The 17,142-nt window shown below is 74.1% G+C and carries 18 protein-coding genes; 7 read left to right on the top strand and 11 right to left on the bottom strand.

From position 1 onward, the window contains the following. Positions 1 to 228 precede the first annotated feature (228 nt). The gene (locus tag ACFZA0_RS03625) at positions 229 to 1,725 is read left to right on the top strand and encodes an FAD-dependent oxidoreductase (protein ID WP_391010581.1); all 1,497 of its coding nucleotides are present in this window, start codon (positions 229 to 231) and stop codon (positions 1,723 to 1,725) included. A 158-nt stretch (positions 1,726 to 1,883) separates the two neighbouring features. Beyond that, positions 1,884 to 2,117 (top strand): hypothetical protein, encoded by a 234-nt coding sequence (locus ACFZA0_RS03620; RefSeq protein ID WP_391010578.1) that lies wholly within the window; start codon positions 1,884 to 1,886, stop codon positions 2,115 to 2,117. A gap of 244 nt (positions 2,118 to 2,361) precedes the next feature. On the opposite strand, the gene ACFZA0_RS03615 is transcribed toward ACFZA0_RS03620, so the two are convergent. Beyond that, on the bottom strand, positions 2,362 to 3,813 hold the full coding sequence (locus ACFZA0_RS03615) for a regulator (protein WP_391010575.1): 1,452 nt from the start codon (positions 3,811 to 3,813) through the stop codon (positions 2,362 to 2,364). A 248-nt stretch (positions 3,814 to 4,061) separates the two neighbouring features. Here ACFZA0_RS03615 and lipB point away from each other — a divergent pair, with 248 nt between their 5' ends. The 4 genes from lipB to ACFZA0_RS03595 all read left to right on the top strand — a co-directional run bounded on the left by lipB (position 4,062) and on the right by ACFZA0_RS03595 (position 7,233). After that, on the top strand, positions 4,062 to 4,859 hold the full coding sequence (gene lipB / locus ACFZA0_RS03610) for a lipoyl(octanoyl) transferase LipB (RefSeq protein ID WP_391010572.1): 798 nt from the start codon (positions 4,062 to 4,064) through the stop codon (positions 4,857 to 4,859). 125 nt (positions 4,860 to 4,984) lie between these two features. Further along, positions 4,985 to 5,950, top strand: a complete 966-nt coding sequence (lipA, locus tag ACFZA0_RS03605; protein ID WP_391010570.1) for a lipoyl synthase — start codon at positions 4,985 to 4,987, stop codon at positions 5,948 to 5,950. Between the two features lie 257 nt (positions 5,951 to 6,207). Next, entirely contained in the window at positions 6,208 to 6,420 is a 213-nt protein-coding gene (locus ACFZA0_RS03600; RefSeq protein ID WP_391010567.1) for a hypothetical protein, read from the top strand. 111 nt (positions 6,421 to 6,531) lie between these two features. Continuing rightward, entirely contained in the window at positions 6,532 to 7,233 is a 702-nt protein-coding gene (locus ACFZA0_RS03595) for a DUF4191 family protein (protein WP_391010565.1), read from the top strand. A gap of 104 nt (positions 7,234 to 7,337) precedes the next feature. Here the strand turns inward: ACFZA0_RS03595 and ACFZA0_RS03590 are convergent, their stop codons facing one another. Next, a complete protein-coding gene (locus tag ACFZA0_RS03590; protein WP_391010563.1) occupies positions 7,338 to 7,805 on the bottom strand; it encodes an RDD family protein in 468 nt (155 codons plus the stop codon). A 209-nt stretch (positions 7,806 to 8,014) separates the two neighbouring features. Here ACFZA0_RS03590 and glnA point away from each other — a divergent pair, with 209 nt between their 5' ends. Next, positions 8,015 to 9,424 carry a type I glutamate--ammonia ligase gene (gene glnA, locus ACFZA0_RS03585; protein WP_391010560.1) on the top strand — a complete coding sequence of 470 codons (1,410 nt, stop codon included), beginning with the start codon at positions 8,015 to 8,017 and terminating at the stop codon, positions 9,422 to 9,424. Between the two features lie 127 nt (positions 9,425 to 9,551). Here glnA and ACFZA0_RS03580 read toward each other — a convergent pair whose 3' ends face one another. The 9 genes from ACFZA0_RS03580 to ACFZA0_RS03540 all read right to left on the bottom strand — a co-directional run bounded on the left by ACFZA0_RS03580 (position 9,552) and on the right by ACFZA0_RS03540 (position 17,089). Continuing rightward, complete coding sequence (locus tag ACFZA0_RS03580; protein WP_391010557.1) at positions 9,552 to 10,463, bottom strand: acyltransferase domain-containing protein; 912 nt, start codon at positions 10,461 to 10,463, stop codon at positions 9,552 to 9,554. Further along, entirely contained in the window at positions 10,456 to 11,226 is a 771-nt protein-coding gene (locus ACFZA0_RS03575) for a 4'-phosphopantetheinyl transferase superfamily protein (protein WP_391010554.1), read from the bottom strand. Before ACFZA0_RS03575 ends, ACFZA0_RS03580 begins: the two co-directional genes overlap by 8 nt. 121 nt (positions 11,227 to 11,347) lie before the next feature. Continuing rightward, a complete protein-coding gene (locus ACFZA0_RS03570) occupies positions 11,348 to 12,070 on the bottom strand; it encodes an alpha/beta hydrolase-fold protein (RefSeq protein ID WP_391010552.1) in 723 nt (240 codons plus the stop codon). After that, entirely contained in the window at positions 12,067 to 13,428 is a 1,362-nt protein-coding gene (locus tag ACFZA0_RS03565; protein ID WP_391010549.1) for a beta-ketoacyl synthase N-terminal-like domain-containing protein, read from the bottom strand. The genes ACFZA0_RS03570 and ACFZA0_RS03565 overlap by 4 nt, the downstream gene beginning before the upstream one ends. Then, positions 13,425 to 14,723, bottom strand: a complete 1,299-nt coding sequence (locus ACFZA0_RS03560; protein WP_391010546.1) for a beta-ketoacyl synthase N-terminal-like domain-containing protein — start codon at positions 14,721 to 14,723, stop codon at positions 13,425 to 13,427. Before ACFZA0_RS03560 ends, ACFZA0_RS03565 begins: the two co-directional genes overlap by 4 nt. Further along, the gene (locus ACFZA0_RS03555; protein ID WP_391010543.1) at positions 14,713 to 15,519 is read right to left on the bottom strand and encodes an SDR family oxidoreductase; all 807 of its coding nucleotides are present in this window, start codon (positions 15,517 to 15,519) and stop codon (positions 14,713 to 14,715) included. Before ACFZA0_RS03555 ends, ACFZA0_RS03560 begins: the two co-directional genes overlap by 11 nt. Beyond that, positions 15,519 to 16,031 carry a hypothetical protein gene (locus tag ACFZA0_RS03550; protein ID WP_391010540.1) on the bottom strand — a complete coding sequence of 171 codons (513 nt, stop codon included), beginning with the start codon at positions 16,029 to 16,031 and terminating at the stop codon, positions 15,519 to 15,521. The genes ACFZA0_RS03555 and ACFZA0_RS03550 overlap by 1 nt, the downstream gene beginning before the upstream one ends. A 25-nt stretch (positions 16,032 to 16,056) precedes the next feature. Further along, positions 16,057 to 16,830: an SDR family NAD(P)-dependent oxidoreductase gene (locus tag ACFZA0_RS03545; protein WP_391010537.1), complete on the bottom strand. Its 774-nt coding sequence runs from the start codon at positions 16,828 to 16,830 to the stop codon at positions 16,057 to 16,059. Continuing rightward, positions 16,823 to 17,089: a phosphopantetheine-binding protein gene (locus ACFZA0_RS03540; RefSeq protein WP_391010534.1), complete on the bottom strand. Its 267-nt coding sequence runs from the start codon at positions 17,087 to 17,089 to the stop codon at positions 16,823 to 16,825. Before ACFZA0_RS03540 ends, ACFZA0_RS03545 begins: the two co-directional genes overlap by 8 nt. Positions 17,090 to 17,142: the final 53 nt, after the last annotated feature.

Raw genomic sequence — 17,142 nt, 5'->3', positions numbered from 1 at the left:
TCCCGTGGCCGGAAACGGTGCCGCGCCCGCCGCCCGCCCACGGGCGACGGTTTCCGCGCCCCCCTCCACCGGGATGCGACCACCGTGCGACCGTGCCCTGTTCATGCGCGTCTGCCGTGCGCCGGCCACCGGCCTACCCTCAAGCCGAACTCGGGTAACTCGGTTGATCCGAACGCCCGCCGGGGGCACGCGGCCCCCGGCGGCCGCGCAACCTCGGGGAGGGGCCACGTGCTTGAGCCCGTGTACGAAACCGATGTCGTCGTCGTGGGGGCGGGAGTCGCCGGACTCGCCGCGGCCCAACGCCTGAACAGTGCGGGAGTGACGACCACGGTCCTGGAGGCCGCCCCCGCGACGGGCGGCCGCGCGGCGACCGAGAAGGTCGACGGCTTCCGGCTGGACCGGATCGGGCAGCTCCTGACCGCTCCCGGCCCCGAACTCCCGCTGCCGCCGGGGCTCGACGCGCTCGTCCTGCGTCCGTTCGCCCCCGGGGTCCTGCTGCACGCCGACGGCCGCAGGCATCCGGTGGCCGTCCCGGCGGGCGGGGGGAGCGCGCGGGGCGCACTTCATGCCGTACGCGCCCTCGCGAGCGCCCCGCGGTCCGTACCGGCGCCGGTTGCCGGGGCGTTCGGGCGCCCGGGGGTGCTGGGCGGCCCGAGGGGGCCGGTGCGCGCGGGAGTTCGGGCCGGTGCCCGGACGGGCTCCCGCGGCGCGCACCGCGCGGAGGCCCGCGCCACCGCCCGGCCCGGCTTCCCGCTGGGCGGACCGCTCGACCAGGCCCGGCTCGCCGCCGCCCTCGCGCGCACGGCGGCCATGCCGGTCGAACGGCTGCTGGCCCGGCGGGAGTCGACCGCCCGGCAGGCGCTGGCGGACCGCGGTGTCCCGGCCCGCACGGTCGACGGGTTCCTGCGGCCGCTGCTGGCGGCCCTGTTGTGCGACCCGGACCTGGTGTCGTCCAGCCGCTGCGCGGACCTGGCGCTGCGCGCGTTCGCCCTGGGCGGCCCGTGCCTGCCCGAGGGCGGTGCCGAGGCGCTGCCGGTGCTGCTCGCCGAGTCGCTGCCGCCGGGCACCGTGCACACCGGGGTGCGGGTCACGTCGGTGTCCACGACGTCGGTGACGACCGCCGAGCACGGGGTGTTCCGCTGCCGCGCGGTCCTGGTGGCGACCGACGCGCGCTCCGCCGCCGAACTGCTGCCGGGGCTGCGCGTGCCGGACTTCCTGCCGGTGACGGTGGTGCACCACAGCACCGACGAACCGCCCACGACGGGCGCCGCCCTGCTGCTCGACGCCGACCGGGGCGGCCCGGTCGCGCACACCGCGGTCGTCAGCGAGGTCGACCCGAGCCGGGCCCCCGCCGGCCGCACGCTGGTCTCGTCCACGGTTCTCGGCGTGCCCCCGGCCGGTACCGACGCCGAGGTCCGCCGGCACCTGGCCCGGCTGTACGGCACGTCGACCGCGCGCTGGGAGACACTCGCCGTGCACCACGCCGCCGAGGCGGTCCCCGCGGCACGGCCCCCGCACGACCTGCGCCGTCCGGTGCGGCTGATGGCCGGCCTGTACGTGTGCGGCGACCACCGCGACACGGGCGTCGCGTGGTCGGCGCTGCACTCGGGCCACCGCGCGTCCGCCGCGATCCTCGCCGACCTGGGCGCCCGGGGCTCCCTGCACAGCGCGGAACCCGTTCGGAGCACCCCGGGCGACGGGCCGCGGGCGGCACGGGCGGCGTAGGACGGCCGGACCGTCACGGAGCGGGTGCGCCGGATCCGCCGCGGGGCCGGGTTCCATCCGGGTGAGTGCGCCGACGTGCCGTTTCGGCCGCGGAGAGCGCCGGGAAGGGATCACAGCGTTTTGCCCGCGCAGGACCCGAAAGTGAACTGGAGACGCTCATGCGTATTCGCTCTGTGGTGGCCGCGACCTTCATCGCGGCGGCCATCGCCGCCGTCGGCGCCGGCACCGCCTCCGCCCACGGCAACAACGACCACGACGGCTTCGTCGGCGCCGGCTACGCGCAGGAGTCCGGCTACGCCCACTTCTCCAACATCGGTGGCCCCTTCGGCATCACCGAGGGTCACTTCGGCGGCTCGGCCTCCGAGGGCGGCTTCATCGCCGCCGGTCACTGACCGACCGCTTCGCCCGGTGCGGGACCGGGAGCACGACGACGTGCCCCCGCCCCGCACCGGCGGTGCGTCCGGCACTCCCGCGCGGCGGGCCGTCGAGGCCGGTCCCGTCGCGCGGGGGCGCCGGACACATCGCCCGCCGGGTGCCTCCCCCCCAACAGGTGGAACCCGCAAGGGACTTGACGGCTCCGGGACGCCCGGGGCCGTCCGGCGCGTCCGGGACCCGCCGGCCCGCCCGGTCCCGCGCTCAACCCAGCGCGGCGACCTTGTCGCGGTACCCCCGCACCGGCGCCGCGTCCCGGTAGGGCTCCAGCCGGCGCTCGAAGTCGCGCACGTACTCGACCGCCCGCACCGAGCGCATCTCCGCCGCCTGGCCGGCCGCCTCCGCGCCGAGCTGGCAGGCCTGGTCGAGCTCGCCGAGCCCGAGCCGGGCGGTGGCCAGCACGACCCGGCAGAAGAGGCGGCTGCGCGCGTAGCCCGGCGCCCGCAGTTGCAGCGAGCGCTCGGCGTGCTGGGCCGCGACCCGGAACTGCTGGAGGTCGCGGTGGCAGTGCCCGAACTCGTCGGCGAGCTGGGCCTCGTCGAAGAACCTCGCCCACGGCGGGGTGTCCTCGCCGGACCCCGCGCTCTCCAGCGCGCGTTCGGCCCGCAGCAGCGACGCGGTGCAGGCCCGTGCCTCGCCGAGCACGCCGTGCGCCCGCGCCTCGGCCGCGTGCAGCAGGGACTGCACGATCGGCGGGGCCGCGCCGCCCGCGCCCTGCTGGGCGACCCGGGCGAGCTGCACGGCCTCCCGCCCGTGCCCGAGGTAGACGGCCTGCCTGCTCATCGTGACCAGGACGTACGAGCCGTACACCCGGTCGCCCGCGGCCTGCGCGAGCCGCAGCGCCTGGACGAAGTAGCGCTGGGCGAGGCCGTGCGCGGCGATGTCGTACGACGTCCAGCCGGCGAGCCGGGTGAGGTCGGCCGCGGCGGCGAACAGCCGGCGGCCCGTCTGCTCGCCGTAGGTGCCGCGCAGCATCGGGTCGCACTCGTGCTCCAGGTAGCGCACCAGGGCCTGCCGGGCGTGGCCGCCGCCGTAGGCGTCGTCGAGGGTGCGGAACAGCTCGCCCACCGAGCGCAGCGCGGCGATGTCCCCCGGGCCGACGCGCTGGGCGGTGCCGCGCTCCCCGTGGCCCCGCTGGCGCGGCACCGCCGGACGGCCCTGCACGGGGACGCGGACGGCCGCCTCGCGGACCGCCGGCTCGCAGCGGGCCACGTGGTCGTCGGCCCGGCCGATCAGCCAGTCGCGGCTGGGCACGACCAGGCCGGCCGCGGTGAACGCGATCTTCCGCAGTTCGGCATGACTGCCGGAGTCCTTGCGCCACAGTCCCCCGACGATGTCGACGGCCTCCTCGGGACTGCCGGCGAACTCCAGCCCCGCGTACACGGGGGCACAGGCGTCGAGGCCGAGGTCCTGTGCGGTGAGGCGGCGGCCGAGGCGGCGGGTGAACACCTCGGCGATGAGCGCGGGGGTGGTGCCGCGCGGTTGCTGCCCGCGCAGCCACCGGGTGACGGACGTCTTGTCGTATCGGAGATCCAGGCCGTGTTCCAGGCCGAGCTGGTCCACGCGACGGGCGAGACCTGCGTTGGAAAACCCCGCTTCTGCGATGAGCGCGGCGAGCTGGCGGTTGGGAGTGCGCTGCGCGGGTCGTTCCGTCATCTGCGGTGCGGTCTCCTGCCTTCCGGACCCTTGACGTGTCCGGATTGCCTGTGAGCAGCCCTTATGGCCTCGTGAACGGCGAGAATGTAGCGGAGGGTAAGCAGCCGGTAGCACTCTTGGACTTTCATTCATCCGATCGTGTGAGTATTGGCCTCGAAACTGACGCGAAAAGCGCGGACGTACAGTGGCGTGGGCGCTCCGGAAGCGCCCGACGCAGTCGTTGGTCGTGGTCGAGGGAGGCGCTTGCCGTGAGTGGGTTGCGGTTCGTCCGCATGGGGTTCGGCGCCGAGGCCGTCGACTACCAGGACGCCTGGGACGAGCAGCGCCGCGTGCACGCGGCCCGGTTCGCCGACGAGACCCCGGACACCGTGCTGCTCCTGGAGCACCCGCCCGTCTACACCGCGGGCAGGCGCACCCAGGACAGCGAGCGCCCCCTGGACGGCACCCCCGTCGTGGACGTGGACCGCGGCGGCAAGATCACCTGGCACGGCCCCGGCCAGCTCGTCGGCTACCCGATCCAGAAGCTGCCCCGCCCGGTGGACGTGGTGGCCCACGTGCGCCGCCTGGAGGACGCCCTGATCCGCACGTGCGCCGAGTTCGGCCTCGACACCAGCCGCGTCGAGGGGCGCAGCGGGGTGTGGGTGCTCGGCGACCCGGTGGAGCAGCGGCCGGCGGCCGGCGGGCTGTCCCTGGACTTCGACCCGCGGCTGGCCGACGAGGAGTTCGACCCGCGGCTCAACGGCCCGGAGTACGCGCCGTCCAACGCGGGCCAGCGCCGCGAGGACCGCAAGCTCGCCGCGATCGGCATCCGCGTCGCCAAGGGCGTCACGATGCACGGCTTCGCGCTGAACGTGAACCCGGACACCACCTGGTTCGACCGGATCATCCCGTGCGGCATCCGGGACGCCGGTGTGACCTCGATCTCGCACGAGCTGGGCCGCGAGGTGACCATCGCGGAGGTGCTGCCCGTCGTGGAGCGGCATCTGCGGGACGTGGTCGAGGGCGCCGAGCTGAAGCCGCGCGAGGTCGAACGAGCCACCGCGTAGGAATCGGCGGGCCCCGCGGGGTCCCGTGCCGACCCGGCGTCCGGGAGGTTCGCCCGGCGGCGGAGCAGCACTCGTACGGGCGTACCCTGGGTGTCGCCGTGGAATCGAAGCTACAGGGAGCCGATGTGTCCGCAGTCGCGCCGGACGGACGCAAGATGCTGCGCCTGGAGGTCCGCAACAGCCAGACCCCCATCGAGCGCAAGCCCGAGTGGATCAAGACGCGGGCGAAAATGGGCCCCGAGTACACCAAGATGCAGGGCCTCGTGAAGAGCGAGGGACTGCACACGGTGTGCCAGGAGGCCGGCTGCCCGAACATCTACGAGTGCTGGGAGGACCGCGAGGCCACCTTCCTCATCGGTGGTGACCAGTGCACCCGGCGCTGCGACTTCTGCCAGATCGACACCGGCAGGCCCGAGGCGCTGGACCGCGACGAGCCGCGCCGCGTGGGCGAGTCCGTGGTCACCATGGACCTGAACTACGCGACCATCACCGGCGTCGCCCGCGACGACCTCGACGACGGCGGTGCCTGGCTGTACGCGGAGACGGTCCGCCAGATCCACGCGCAGACCGCGGAGCGCGCCGAGGGCCGCACCAAGGTCGAGCTGCTGGCCCCCGACTTCAACGCCGTCCCGGAGCAGCTGGCCGAGGTCTTCTCCTCGCGCCCCGAGGTCTTCGCGCACAACGTCGAGACGGTCCCGCGCATCTTCAAGCGCATCCGCCCCGGCTTCCGCTACGAGCGCTCGCTGCGGGTCATCACCGAGGCGCGCGACGTCGGCCTCGTGACGAAGTCCAACCTGATCCTCGGCATGGGCGAGACGCGCGAGGAAGTCAGCGAGGCGCTGCGCCAACTGCACGACGCCGGCTGCGAGTTGATCACCATCACGCAGTACCTGCGGCCGACCGTGCGGCACCACCCCGTGGAGCGCTGGGTCAAGCCGCACGAGTTCGTGGAGCTGAAGGAGGAGGCCGAGCAGATCGGCTTCTCCGGCGTGATGTCCGGACCGCTGGTCCGCTCCTCGTACCGGGCCGGCCGCCTCTACCGGATGGCCGTCGAGAAGCGCGGCGCGTACGTCGCCTCGCAGGCCGTCTGAGAACGGCCGGGGCACGGCGCCAGCCGTGTGAATTCACGCACAAGGTGCTACCGGTGAGTAACCGGGCTGTCGGCGCGGGCCGCCGCCGTCCTCGCAGTTGAGGGCGTGCGGACGGCCCGCTTCGCGGTCGCGCACGATGCCGTCAGGGCTTCATGGCCGTTTGACCGCCCGGTCACGCCCTGGTAACACCAATCAGTGAGCATGGACTCACGCCACGTGCACCCACCACCCGCCGCCCTCACGAGGGGGACATCACCATGCAGGCCGCACCCGCCACCGCGTCCGTACGCGCCACCGCCATCCCGTCCTTCACCGGCGCCCTGCGTGCCGTCGAGTCCCTGCTGCTGAGCGGCGGACAGCGCACCGCCCGGCGCAACGCGTGGACCTCCGTGCTGGAGGACCGCCGCCGGGCCAAGGACCGGGTCGAGACGGAACGTGTCTTCGAACAGGTCCTCGAAGCCCGGCTCTGACCGCGCCCCGCCCGCTCCGGTCGTCCGCCGGTCCCGCCGTGCCCGTCCCCGCCCGCATTCCCCCGGGCACTGCCGTCGAAGGCGCTCGCGGGGGCACGTAGACTTCACGGCATGGCGAGGAAGGAACCCGCAGCGGACGCTGCGACGAACGGGCGACTCAAGCAGATCGCTCTGACCTACAAGATGACCCGCAAGGTCGACAAGAAGATCGGCCTTGTACTCGCGGCTGTCGGAATCGTCACCTTCGGTGTCTTCCTCGCGATCGGTTTCCTGATCGGGCACCCCGTCTATCTCGGCATCCTCGGTGTCCTGCTCGCCTTCCTGGCGACGGCGATCATCTTCGGACGCCGTGCCGAGCGGGCGGCCTTCGGACAGATGGAGGGACAGCCCGGCGCCGCGGCGGCCGTGCTGGACAACATCGGCCGGGGCTGGACGACCACTCCGGCGGTCGCGATGAACCGCAGCCAGGACGTCGTGCACCGCGCGGTCGGCAAGGCCGGCATCGTGCTGGTGGCGGAGGGCAACCCGAACCGGGTGAAGACCCTGCTCGCGGCCGAGAAGCGCCGGATGAACCGCGTGGTCGTCGACGTCCCCGTGCACGACATCATCGTGGGCAAGGGCGAGGGCCAGGTCGACCTGAAGAAGCTGCGCACCACGATGCTGAAGCTGCCGCGGGTGCTGGCCGGACCGCAGGTCACCAGCACCAACGACCGGCTGCGCGCGATGGGCGACCTGATGAGCAACATGCCGCTGCCGAAGGGCCCGATGCCCAAGGGCATGCGGATGCCCAAGGGCGGCCCGAAGACCCGCTGACCCGCTCCACCCACTCCGCTGCGCCCGATGCGCAGGACGAAGGGGGCGCCCCGAACCGAGGTTCGGGGCGCCCCCTTCGTCCTGCGCATCGGGCCGACGGCCGGTCAGATCCGGACCTCGACCGTGCGGGCCAGCCGGTCGTGCAGGCCGCGGCCGTCGCGGTCCCAGATCAGCGCGGGGATCGCCAGGCACAGCAGCACGGTGCGCACGACGGCGCGGGCCGGGCTGACCCGGCCGGTGCCGAGCGCCACGACGCGCAGGCCGAACAGCCGCTTGCCCGGCGTGAATCCGATGGTGCCGACCGTGAGCACCCCGAGGACCAGGAAGACCAGCAGCGCCCAGTTGCCGGTGGCGCTGTCGTAGCCGTGCGTCAACAGGCCGTATGCGATCAGCAGGCACAGGGCCCAGTCCACGACGAGGGCGCCGATCCGCCTCCCGGGACGGGCCACCGAGCCCGGCCCCTCCTCCGGCAGACCGAGCCGTTCGCCGCGGTACCCGAAGTCGTAACCAGCCTCTTCGGCGGCGGCGCGGGGTCCCGACAGCCACGATCCGATTGCTTGCCTGTTGTCCACCCGACCACGGTACTGCGCCCCTCCGGAGCCGTGGCACCTCGGGGTGCGCGCGGATCGGCCGTAAGCTGGCCTGGTTAACTTCTGCGAAACAAACGAGTCACGCCCGAGAAACCGCGCCTGCCTAGGGTCGGGCAAAGCGTGTGCCACCGCACTGGCCGCACGAACGAACTACCACCCCGGCGAGGACGGCCGGAAGTAGGAGGAGCTGGATGTTCCAGAACGCCGACGAGGCCAAGAAGTTCATCGCGGACGAGGACGTCAAGTTCGTCGACGTCCGCTTCTGCGATCTGCCGGGCGTGATGCAGCACTTCACGGTGCCTGCGGAGGCGTTCGACCCGGACGAGGAGCTGGCCTTCGACGGATCCTCCATCCGCGGCTTCCAGGCCATCCACGAGTCCGACATGGCGCTGCGCGCCGACCTGTCGACCGCGCGGACCGACCCGTTCCGCCGCGACAAGACGCTCAACGTCAACTTCTTCATCCACGACCCGATCACCGGTGAGCAGTACAGCCGTGACCCGCGCAACGTGGCGAAGAAGGCCGAGGCGTACCTGGCCTCCACGGGCATCGCCGACACCGCGTACTTCGGTCCCGAGGCCGAGTTCTACGTCTTCGACTCGGCCCGCTTCGAGACGAAGGCCAACGGCTCCTTCTACGAGATCGACTCCGAGGCCGGCGCCTGGAACACGGGCAAGGAAACGGACAACCGCGGCTACAAGGTCCGCTACAAGGGCGGTTACTTCCCGGTCCCGCCGGTCGACCACTTCGCCGACCTGCGCGCCGAGATCTCCCTCGAACTGGCCAAGTCCGGCCTCCAGGTCGAGCGCCAGCACCACGAGGTCGGCACCGCCGGCCAGGCGGAGATCAACTACAAGTTCAACACGCTGCTCGCCGCGGCCGACGACCTCCAGCTCTTCAAGTACATCGTGAAGAACGTCGCCTGGCGCGCGGGCAAGACCGCGACCTTCATGCCGAAGCCGATCTTCGGCGACAACGGCTCGGGCATGCACGTCCACCAGTCGCTGTGGAGCGGCGGTTCCCCGCTGTTCTACGACGAGGCCGGCTACGCGGGCCTGTCGGACATGGCCCGCTACTACATCGGCGGCATCCTCAAGCACGCCCCGTCGCTGCTCGCGTTCACCAACCCCACGGTGAACTCGTACCACCGTCTGGTGCCCGGCTTCGAGGCCCCGGTCAACCTGGTGTACTCGCAGCGCAACCGCTCGGCGGCCATGCGCATCCCGATCACCGGCTCGAACCCGAAGGCCAAGCGCGTCGAGTTCCGCGCGCCCGACTCCTCCGGCAACCCGTACCTGGCCTTCTCGGCGCTGCTGATGGCCGGCCTGGACGGCGTGAAGAACAAGATCGAGCCGGCGGAGCCGATCGACAAGGACCTCTACGAGCTGGCCCCCGAGGAGCACGCGGGCGTCGCGCAGGTCCCGACCTCGCTCCCGGCCGTCCTCGACCGGCTGGAGGCGGACCACGAGTTCCTGCTCCAGGGCGACGTCTTCACGTCCGACCTGATCGAGACGTGGATCGACTACAAGCGCACGAACGAGATCGCCCCGCTCCAGCTCCGTCCGCACCCGCACGAGTTCGAGCTGTACTTCGACGTGTGATCCGCCCCCGGTCCCGGACAGCCGTTCCGGGACCGCGGCCGTACGCGTGTGCCGAGGGCCGCGTCCGCTTCCCGCAGGGAGCCGGACGCGGCCCTCGGCCGTGAACGGGGTGCGCACATCACCCCGTTCACGGCCACCACTCGGCCGCCACCGCCGCCAGCCGGGCCGGGGTCGCGACCGGGCGGACCTGGACCTCCGGCGGCAGCCGGCGACGGGCCAGCCCGGTGAGGGTGGTGCCGGGGCCCAGTTCCAGGAGGCGCAGAGGGGCGCGGACGACCGTGGCCAGGGTCCGCATCGAGCCCGACCAGCGCACCGGCGCGACCAGTTGCCGCAGCAGCAGTGCGCGCCAGCGTTCGGGCTCGCCGCGGTGGGCGCGCGCGTCCACGTTGGCGATCACCGGGCAGTGCGCCGGGTGCAGCGCGGTCGCCGCGACGGCGGCGGCCAGGCGCGGGCGGGCCGCCGCCATCAGCGGGGTGTGGAACGCCCCGGCGACGGGGATGCGGATTGCCCGCACCCCGTCCGCCCCGTCCGCCGCGGCCTCCTCGGCGAGCGCGTCGACGGCCTCGGCGGTGCCGGAGACGACGACCTGCTCGGGGCCGTTGATGTTGGCCACCCACACCCGCGCGCGCCGGGTCGCGCGCAGCCGGGCGGCGAGGCGCTCCGCGCGGGCCGCGACGTCCGGGCCGACCAGCACGGTCATCGTGCCCGGGACGGCGCGCACCGCCTCGGCCATCGCCGCGCCCCGCTCGCCGACCAGGCGGCCGGCGTCCTCGACCGTGAGCACCCCGGCGGCCGTCAGCGCCGCGTACTCGCCGAGGCTGTGGCCGGCGCACACGGCCGGGCGCAGGGTCTCCACCGTCGCGCGCAGCGCGTCGAGGATCACCATCTCCAGGGTGAACGTGGCCAGTTGGGCGTTGTCCGTACGCATCAGCTCCTCGGGGCCCGCACGCAGCAGCAGCCGCCCGAGATCCCGGCCGCAGACGGCGGAGAGGCGGCCGACGAGTTCCCAGTGCGGGGTGTCCCGCCAGGGTTCACCCATGCCGGGCCGCTGCGCCCCCTGTCCCGGAAAGAGCAGGCCGGTGGCGAACGACGTGGGCGGCGGCACGGGCGCGGCCCTCGGGGGTGACGCCGGTGAAGTCGGTGCGGACAACGGTCCAGTCCTTTCCCAGTACGGCGACGGCGGCGGTGAACGGGCCGCCCGGTGAGGGGCGCAGCAGGGTCCAGTGCCCCGGCAGTCCGCGGGGCGTCCCGGACCCGTCGGGGACGACGACGCGGCGCGCGGCGGCCACGGTGACGCCCCGGCCGGTCGCCTTGAGGACGGCCTCCTTGCCGGTCCAGCGGCGCAGCAGCGCGGCCCTGCGCAGCTCGGGCGGCAGCAGGCGGTACGCGCGCAGCTCCGGCGGGGCGAGGACGGCCGCGGCCAGGTCGTCGAGGTCGCCGGGGCCGGGCGGACCGGCGGTGAGGTGTTCCAGGTCGGCGCCGACGGGCGCGCCCCGGCACACGGCGAGCAGGGCCAGGTCGCGGCTGTGGGTGAGGCTGAACCGCAGGGCGCCGCGCCCGGGTCCGGGCAGCCGGGGCTTGCCGTGCCGCCCGTAGGCGAGGGTGACGCGGTCGGGCGGTGTGCCGGTGCAGTGGGCGAGGACGGCGCGCAGCGCGACGCGGGCCGCGGTCCAGCGCCGCCGGTCCACGTCGGTCAGCAGGCGGGCGGCGCGGGCGAGTTCGTCCGGGGCGAGGACGCGGGGCGCGAGGGCGAGCGCCTCCTGGGCGGTGCTCCCGGTCAGCGGCACGCGCCACAGGTGCACGACTCCGGGGGCGGGGTCCGGACCGGCCGGCGCGGGGTGCGGGGGCCGCGGCAGGACCTCCGCCGCCGGTGGGGGAGCCGCCGGGGAGCGTCCTGCCGCGGTGGGGCGGGGCACGGCGGTCTCAGCTCGCCCTGGCCGTGGGGCCGGGCTCGCCGACGTGGGGCACCGGGGTGCCCAGGACCGAGCCGAGGAAGTCCGGCAAGGAGGCCCGCACCCCGGCGAAGGGTTCGTGGCCGCCGGGGTAGCGCTGCCAGGTCACCGGGTGTCCCCAGGAGGCGAGGAGGTCGCGCAGCCCCTCGCCGCTGCGTTCCGGGACGACCCAGTCCCGGGCGCCGTGCCCGATCCACACCGGCAGCCGCGCGTTGGCGGGCGCGGGCCCGCCGCCGGGCAGCAGCGCGGGCAGGTCCGGCGGCAGGTAGGGCGCGTACAGGGCGGTGCCCGCCAGGCGTTCGGGGTGGCCCAGCGCGAGGGTGAGGGCGACCGTCGCGCCCTGGGAGAAGCCGGCGACCAGGGTGCGGGCGGCGCCGACGCGGGCGGTCTCGGCGGTGAGCAGGGCGGTGAGCGGCGTGAGCACCGCGGCGAGGCCCTCGACGTCGATCCGGTCGAGCGCGAGGACGCTCTGCGGGAACCAGCACGACACGGGCAGTCCGGTCAGCAGGCTGGGCGCCGTGACGGGCGCGCGGGGGAAGACCCCGCGCACGCCCGCCCGGTCCAGCCGCAGCCGGTCGGCCACCTCGGCGAGGTCGCCGGGGACCTGGCCGATGCCGTGCAGCCACACCACGGTCGCCCGGTGCGGCCCCACGGGCTCGGTCACCTCCCGCTCCAGCCCCTCCACGGCGCTCACACCACCGCGGGCGCGGTGCGGGGCGCCCCCGGGCGGCGGAAGAACATCGACGCGTACTGGCCGCCGAAACCGAAGGAGTTCTTCAGCACGCCGGCCACGGGGCGCTCGACCGGGGTCAGCGACGTCTTCACGCCGCACGCCGGATCGGGCTCGGTGCACGTCGTCACCGGCGGGACGATGCCGCTGCACAGGGTGAGTGCCGCCACCGCCGTCTCCACGACGCCCGAGGCGGCGGAGCCGTGCCCGGTCAGCGACTTGACGGCGCTGACGTCGAGTCCGGCCATCCGCTCGCCGAAGACCTGGTGCAGGGCGCGCGCCTCGGTGACGTCGTTGAGGCGGGTGGAGGTGCCGTGCGCGTTGACGGTGTCGACGTCGTCGGGGGTGGCGCCGGCCTCGGCGAGGGCGGTGCGCATGACCCGTTCGATCATCTCGACGCGCGGTGCCGTCATGTGCGCCGTGTCCACGGCCAGGCCCCAGCCGCCGACGACGGCGTACGAGCGGTCCATGCCGCGCCGGGCGGCGTGCTCGGCGGTCTCCAGGACCAGCGCGCCCGCCGACTCGTTGATGACCATGCCGGTGCGCCGCCTGTCGAACGGCATGGACGCCTTCGCCGGGTCGCCCTTCCAGCGCGACAGCGCCATCAACTGCCCGTACTGGGACAGCACATAGGGGGTGTTGCGGGAGACGGCGGCGGAGACCACCGCGTACTGCGCGCGGCCCGAGCGCAGCAGCCGGGCCGCCTCGGCGATGGCGCGCAGACCGCCGGAGCAGGTGGCCTCCAGGCGCACCGGCAGCACGGCGGTGCCGAGCCGTTCGGCGATCTCCCTCGGGTAGGCCGACAAGTCCTGCGTCTCCAGAGTGAGTTGCTTGGTGCGCAGCCGGGCGAGGACTGCCGCGGGGTCGGTGCCGACGGTGTCGTAGCGCTCGGCGAGGTCCTCCATGTGCGTGACGTAGTCCTGCGGGAACGACCCGGTCGGGCCGGGCCAGACCCGCGCGTACACCAGGGCGGCCGGTCCGGCGGCGGGCGGCCGCGCCGCGAAGTCGGCGTCGGACAGGGCCTGTTCGACGCAGGCGTGCATGAGGGTGTCGCCCCAGGAGCGGTCGGCCGTGCCGTGCTCGGCGCGCACCTTGTCCTTGACGTCCTCCGGGATCAGCCCGGCGGTCCAGCCGCAGGGCAGCCCGGTGGTGTCCATCCGTTCCTCCAGGACGACCCCGGACCGGCCTTCGAGGTTGGCCGACCAGAAGGCGGGCACGTCGCCGCCGATGGGGGTGACGACTCCCAGGCCGGTGATGACGATGTCGTCGCCGTCCGCGTAACTTCCCTGCGAACCGGGGGTGTTGGTGTCCGTGCCGGTCATGTCCGTGCCTCTCCGGTGACGGGTTCGGCGGCGAGCACGACGGCTCCCGCCGCCGAGGCGCCGCGACCCTGGTTGAACGCGGTGAGCAGGGCGGTGGCGTCCGCCGGGAGCGGGCGGGGCTCCCCCAGCACCGGGTCGAGGCCGGCGAGCAGGGGGTCCGCCCGGCGCAGCAGCCCGATCGGGGGCAGTTCACGGCGGCCGAGGCTCTCCACGGTCAGGGCGGTGTCGATGAGCGCCGAGCACTCGAAGGCGTTGCCGATGGTGCCCTTGGAGCCGGTGACCGGCAGGCCCGCCCCGGCTGCCCCGGCGCCGGCGCCCGTGCGGCCGAGGACCGTGCGGGCCTCGACGGCGTCCAGGTGCGGGGAGCCCGCGCCGTGCGCCCACCACACGGTGGGCGCGCGGCCGGACGCGCCGAGGACGGCGTCGACGGCGAGCGCGGAGGCGGTCTCCGCGTCGGCGGCGGCCAGCACCTCGCAGCCGAGGAACCGGGCGAGCGCCGGGCCCCGCGCGAGGTCCGCCCGCTCCAGCAGGACGGCCGCGGCGCCCTGTCCGACCAGCGTGCCGGCCCGGTCCGTGTCGAAGGGGCCCGCCCCGGCGGTGGCGCGGGTGCCGAACGGGTCGTCCTGGTCGAAGGCGGCCATGGAGGTGACCGACAGCGGGGCGCCGACGCCGACGACGAGCACCCGGTCCAGCTCGCCGCTCTCCAGCAGCCGTGCGGCGAGCGCGAGGGCGCCGGTGCCGCCGGCCGCGGCCTCCCCGTACGCGGCGACGTTCGAGCCGCGGAAGCCGCTGGCCATCGAGACGAACTGGCCGAGCTGCGAGGGGATGCCGCGGATGTAGGAGTAGTCGGGGACCTCGTCGTGCAGGAACTTCGCCAGCGGGCGGGGGTCCTTGCGGAAGCGGGACGCCAATCTCGGTATGACGTCGCTGAGTTCGTCGCCGCTGCTGCCCACCGCCATGACAGTGCCGCCGCGCACGTCCTCGACCGCGCCGTCGATGCCGGCCTGCTCCAGCGCCTGCCGCGCCACGGCGACGGCCCACCGGGCGGACTGGTTCGCGTACTTGCTCGCGTCGGCCCACGAACGGCCCTCGGGCCAGCCGATCTCGGAGGTGTCCACGGCGGCCGACGGCCAGGGCAGCGCGGGGGCGGGCCCGTCGTGGTCACCGGTGCCGAAGAACGTCTTGCCGGCGGCCATGGCCTCCCACAGGCGGGCGGTGCCGAGGCCCGCCGGGGAGATCACGCCCGTACCGGTCACCACGACGGGCACGTGCCGCGTCCCCGGTTCAGACGGCACGCCGGCCTCCGCCGCTGATGCCGCCCCACAGGCGGTAGCCGCCGTCGACGGTGATGGTCTGCCCGGCGATCCAGGAGGCCTCCTCCAGGCAGAGCAGGGCCACCACGTCGGCGCTGTTCTCCGGCGTGGTCATCCGGTCGCCGGGCCACGGGGAGACGGACAGCTCCTTGGTGACCCCGTGCGCGAAGTCGGGGCGCACCTTGAACACGCCTGTCTGCACCAGGCCGGGGCGCACGCAGTTGGCGACGATGCCGTAGGGCGCCAGCTCGTAGGAGAGGTAGTCGGTCAGGGCCTCAAGACCCGCCTTGGCCGCCGCGAACAGACCGGCCCGCGGGATGATGCGCGTGGTCGTGGAGTTGGTGATGGTGATGAACCGGGCGCCCTGCCGGTCCCGCATCAGCGGCAGCGCGTGCTTGGCGAGCAGCCAGGTGGCACGGGAGTTGGTGTCCTGCACGAACTGCCAGTCGCCCAGGGAGGCTTCGGTGAGCCGGGCGAACTTCGTGGCGGCGGCGTTCTGCACCAGGATGTGCAGGTCCTGGTGGATCTCGCCGATCTCCGCCATCAGGTTCTCGATCTGCGCGGGGTCGCCGAGGTCGGCGCGGTGCAGGGTCACCTCGGTCCCCCGGTCGCCGAGTTCGGCGGCCAGCTCCTTGGCGGGCCCCTCCCGGTCGACGTAGTTGACGGCGAGGGTGGCGCCCCACTCGGCGAGCTTGCGGCTGATGCCCTCGCCGATGCCGCGCGATCCCCCGGTCACGAGGGCGACCTTGCCCTTGAGCGGCTGGTACTGGCTGTCCATCACTGAGCCCTTCCCGTCGTCGTGGCGGTGCGTGCCGCGGCCGCCGCGGGGCGGCCTGCGGTGGTGTCCGTCGCGGCGTGCCGCAGCAGCACGACGCTCATGCGTCCGATGGCGTACGTCCGGTCGTTCTCGTCGAAGACGCGGCGCGTGGTGTCGATCAGGCCGAGCCGGTCGTCGATCTCCGCGGCCCGGTCGGTGGCGGTGGTGAACCAGAACGGTGTGTCGGGGTAGAGGGGTCGTACGAAGTCCCAGCTCATGCGGCGCATGCCGACGATGGCCGCCGGTGAGCCGTGCTGGACGACCCAGCCCGAGGTGACCGAGTGGATGAACCCGCCGGGCACGATGCGCTGCCTGCGGTCCGTGCCGTGGGCGAACGAGTCGCTGTCGTGCACGGGGTGCTTCTCCCCCATCAGGTCCAGCAGCCGGTCCAGCAGCTCGGTGCCGAACACCACCGGCCCGAACGTGCGCACGGGCGCCTCCGCCAGGTCCTCCCAGTACTTCACGGCGCCCACGGCCGCACCTCCTCGTGTCGGGCGCTCACCGGCGGGACCGCCGGGGAGCACCGGCGCGCATGACCATGCGCCCGCCGTCGACGGTGAACGTCTGGCCCTGCACGTAGTCCGCCTCGTCGCCGGCGAGGAACGCGACCAGGCCGCTGATGTCCTCCGGCAGCCCCCAGCGGGTGCCGTCGCCGTCCGCGCCGAGCTGGTCGGCGACGGCGGCGGTCATCTCCGTGCGCACCTTGCCGGGGGCCACGCAGTTGACCCGGATGCCCTTGCGCCCCACCTCGACGGCGAGGGCGCGGGTGAGGGACTCGATGCCGCCCTTGGACGCCGCGTAGGCGCTCTGGCCGGGGCCGGGCGTACGGGCGGAGTTGGAGGAGATGTTGATGATCCGCCCCCAGCCCTGGTCGAGCATGGCCGGCAGGACCGCCCGGCAGGTCAGGAAGGGGCCGGTGAGGTTGGTCCGCAGGACGTTCTCCCAGCGCTCGGTGCGGGTCACGGCCAGCAACTGGTCGTCGATGACGGCCGCGTTGTTGACCAGGACGTGCAGGGCACCCTCCTGGTCGGTGACCGTGTCCACCAGGGCCTCGACCTCGGACTCCACTCCGACGTCCGCCCGGTGGAGCACGGCCCGGCCGCCGGATGCCTCGATCTCCTTGACCACCCGGAGCCCCGCGTCCGTGGCGCTGCGGCACACCAGGTGCACGGTGAGGCCGTCGGCGGCGAGCCGGTGGGCGATGGCGGCACCGATGCCGCGCGATCCGCCGGTGACCAGGGCGACGCGTGGCGCCGTCGCCGCCTCAGGCACGGCTGCCGGCGACGGCCGCCGCGATCGAGGCGACGCTGCGGTGGTGCTCGTCCGCCTCGGCGTTCCAGCTGTCGAGGTCGAACTCGGCGCCGAACTGGCGGTTGATGCGGCGCGAGAGCTGGAGCAGGTCGAGGGAGTCGAGGCCGAGGTCCTCCACCACCGACTGGTCCGCCTCGACCGTCAGGTCGGCGATGCCCGGCTTGACCTCCTTGAGCAGCTCGATGATGTCGTCGAGGGTGGCGTTGGATGCCGTGGTCATGGTGTTTCTCCTCTTGGATCGGACGGCTGGCGCAGCCGGGCCTCCCGGCGGCC

Origin of the sequence: Streptomyces sp. NPDC008150 (assembly GCF_042956945.1) — a bacterium.
Lineage (GTDB): Bacteria > Actinomycetota > Actinomycetes > Streptomycetales > Streptomycetaceae > Streptomyces.
Note: the sequence above shows the minus strand (reverse complement) of the source record. Positions and strands in the feature narration are given on the sequence as shown.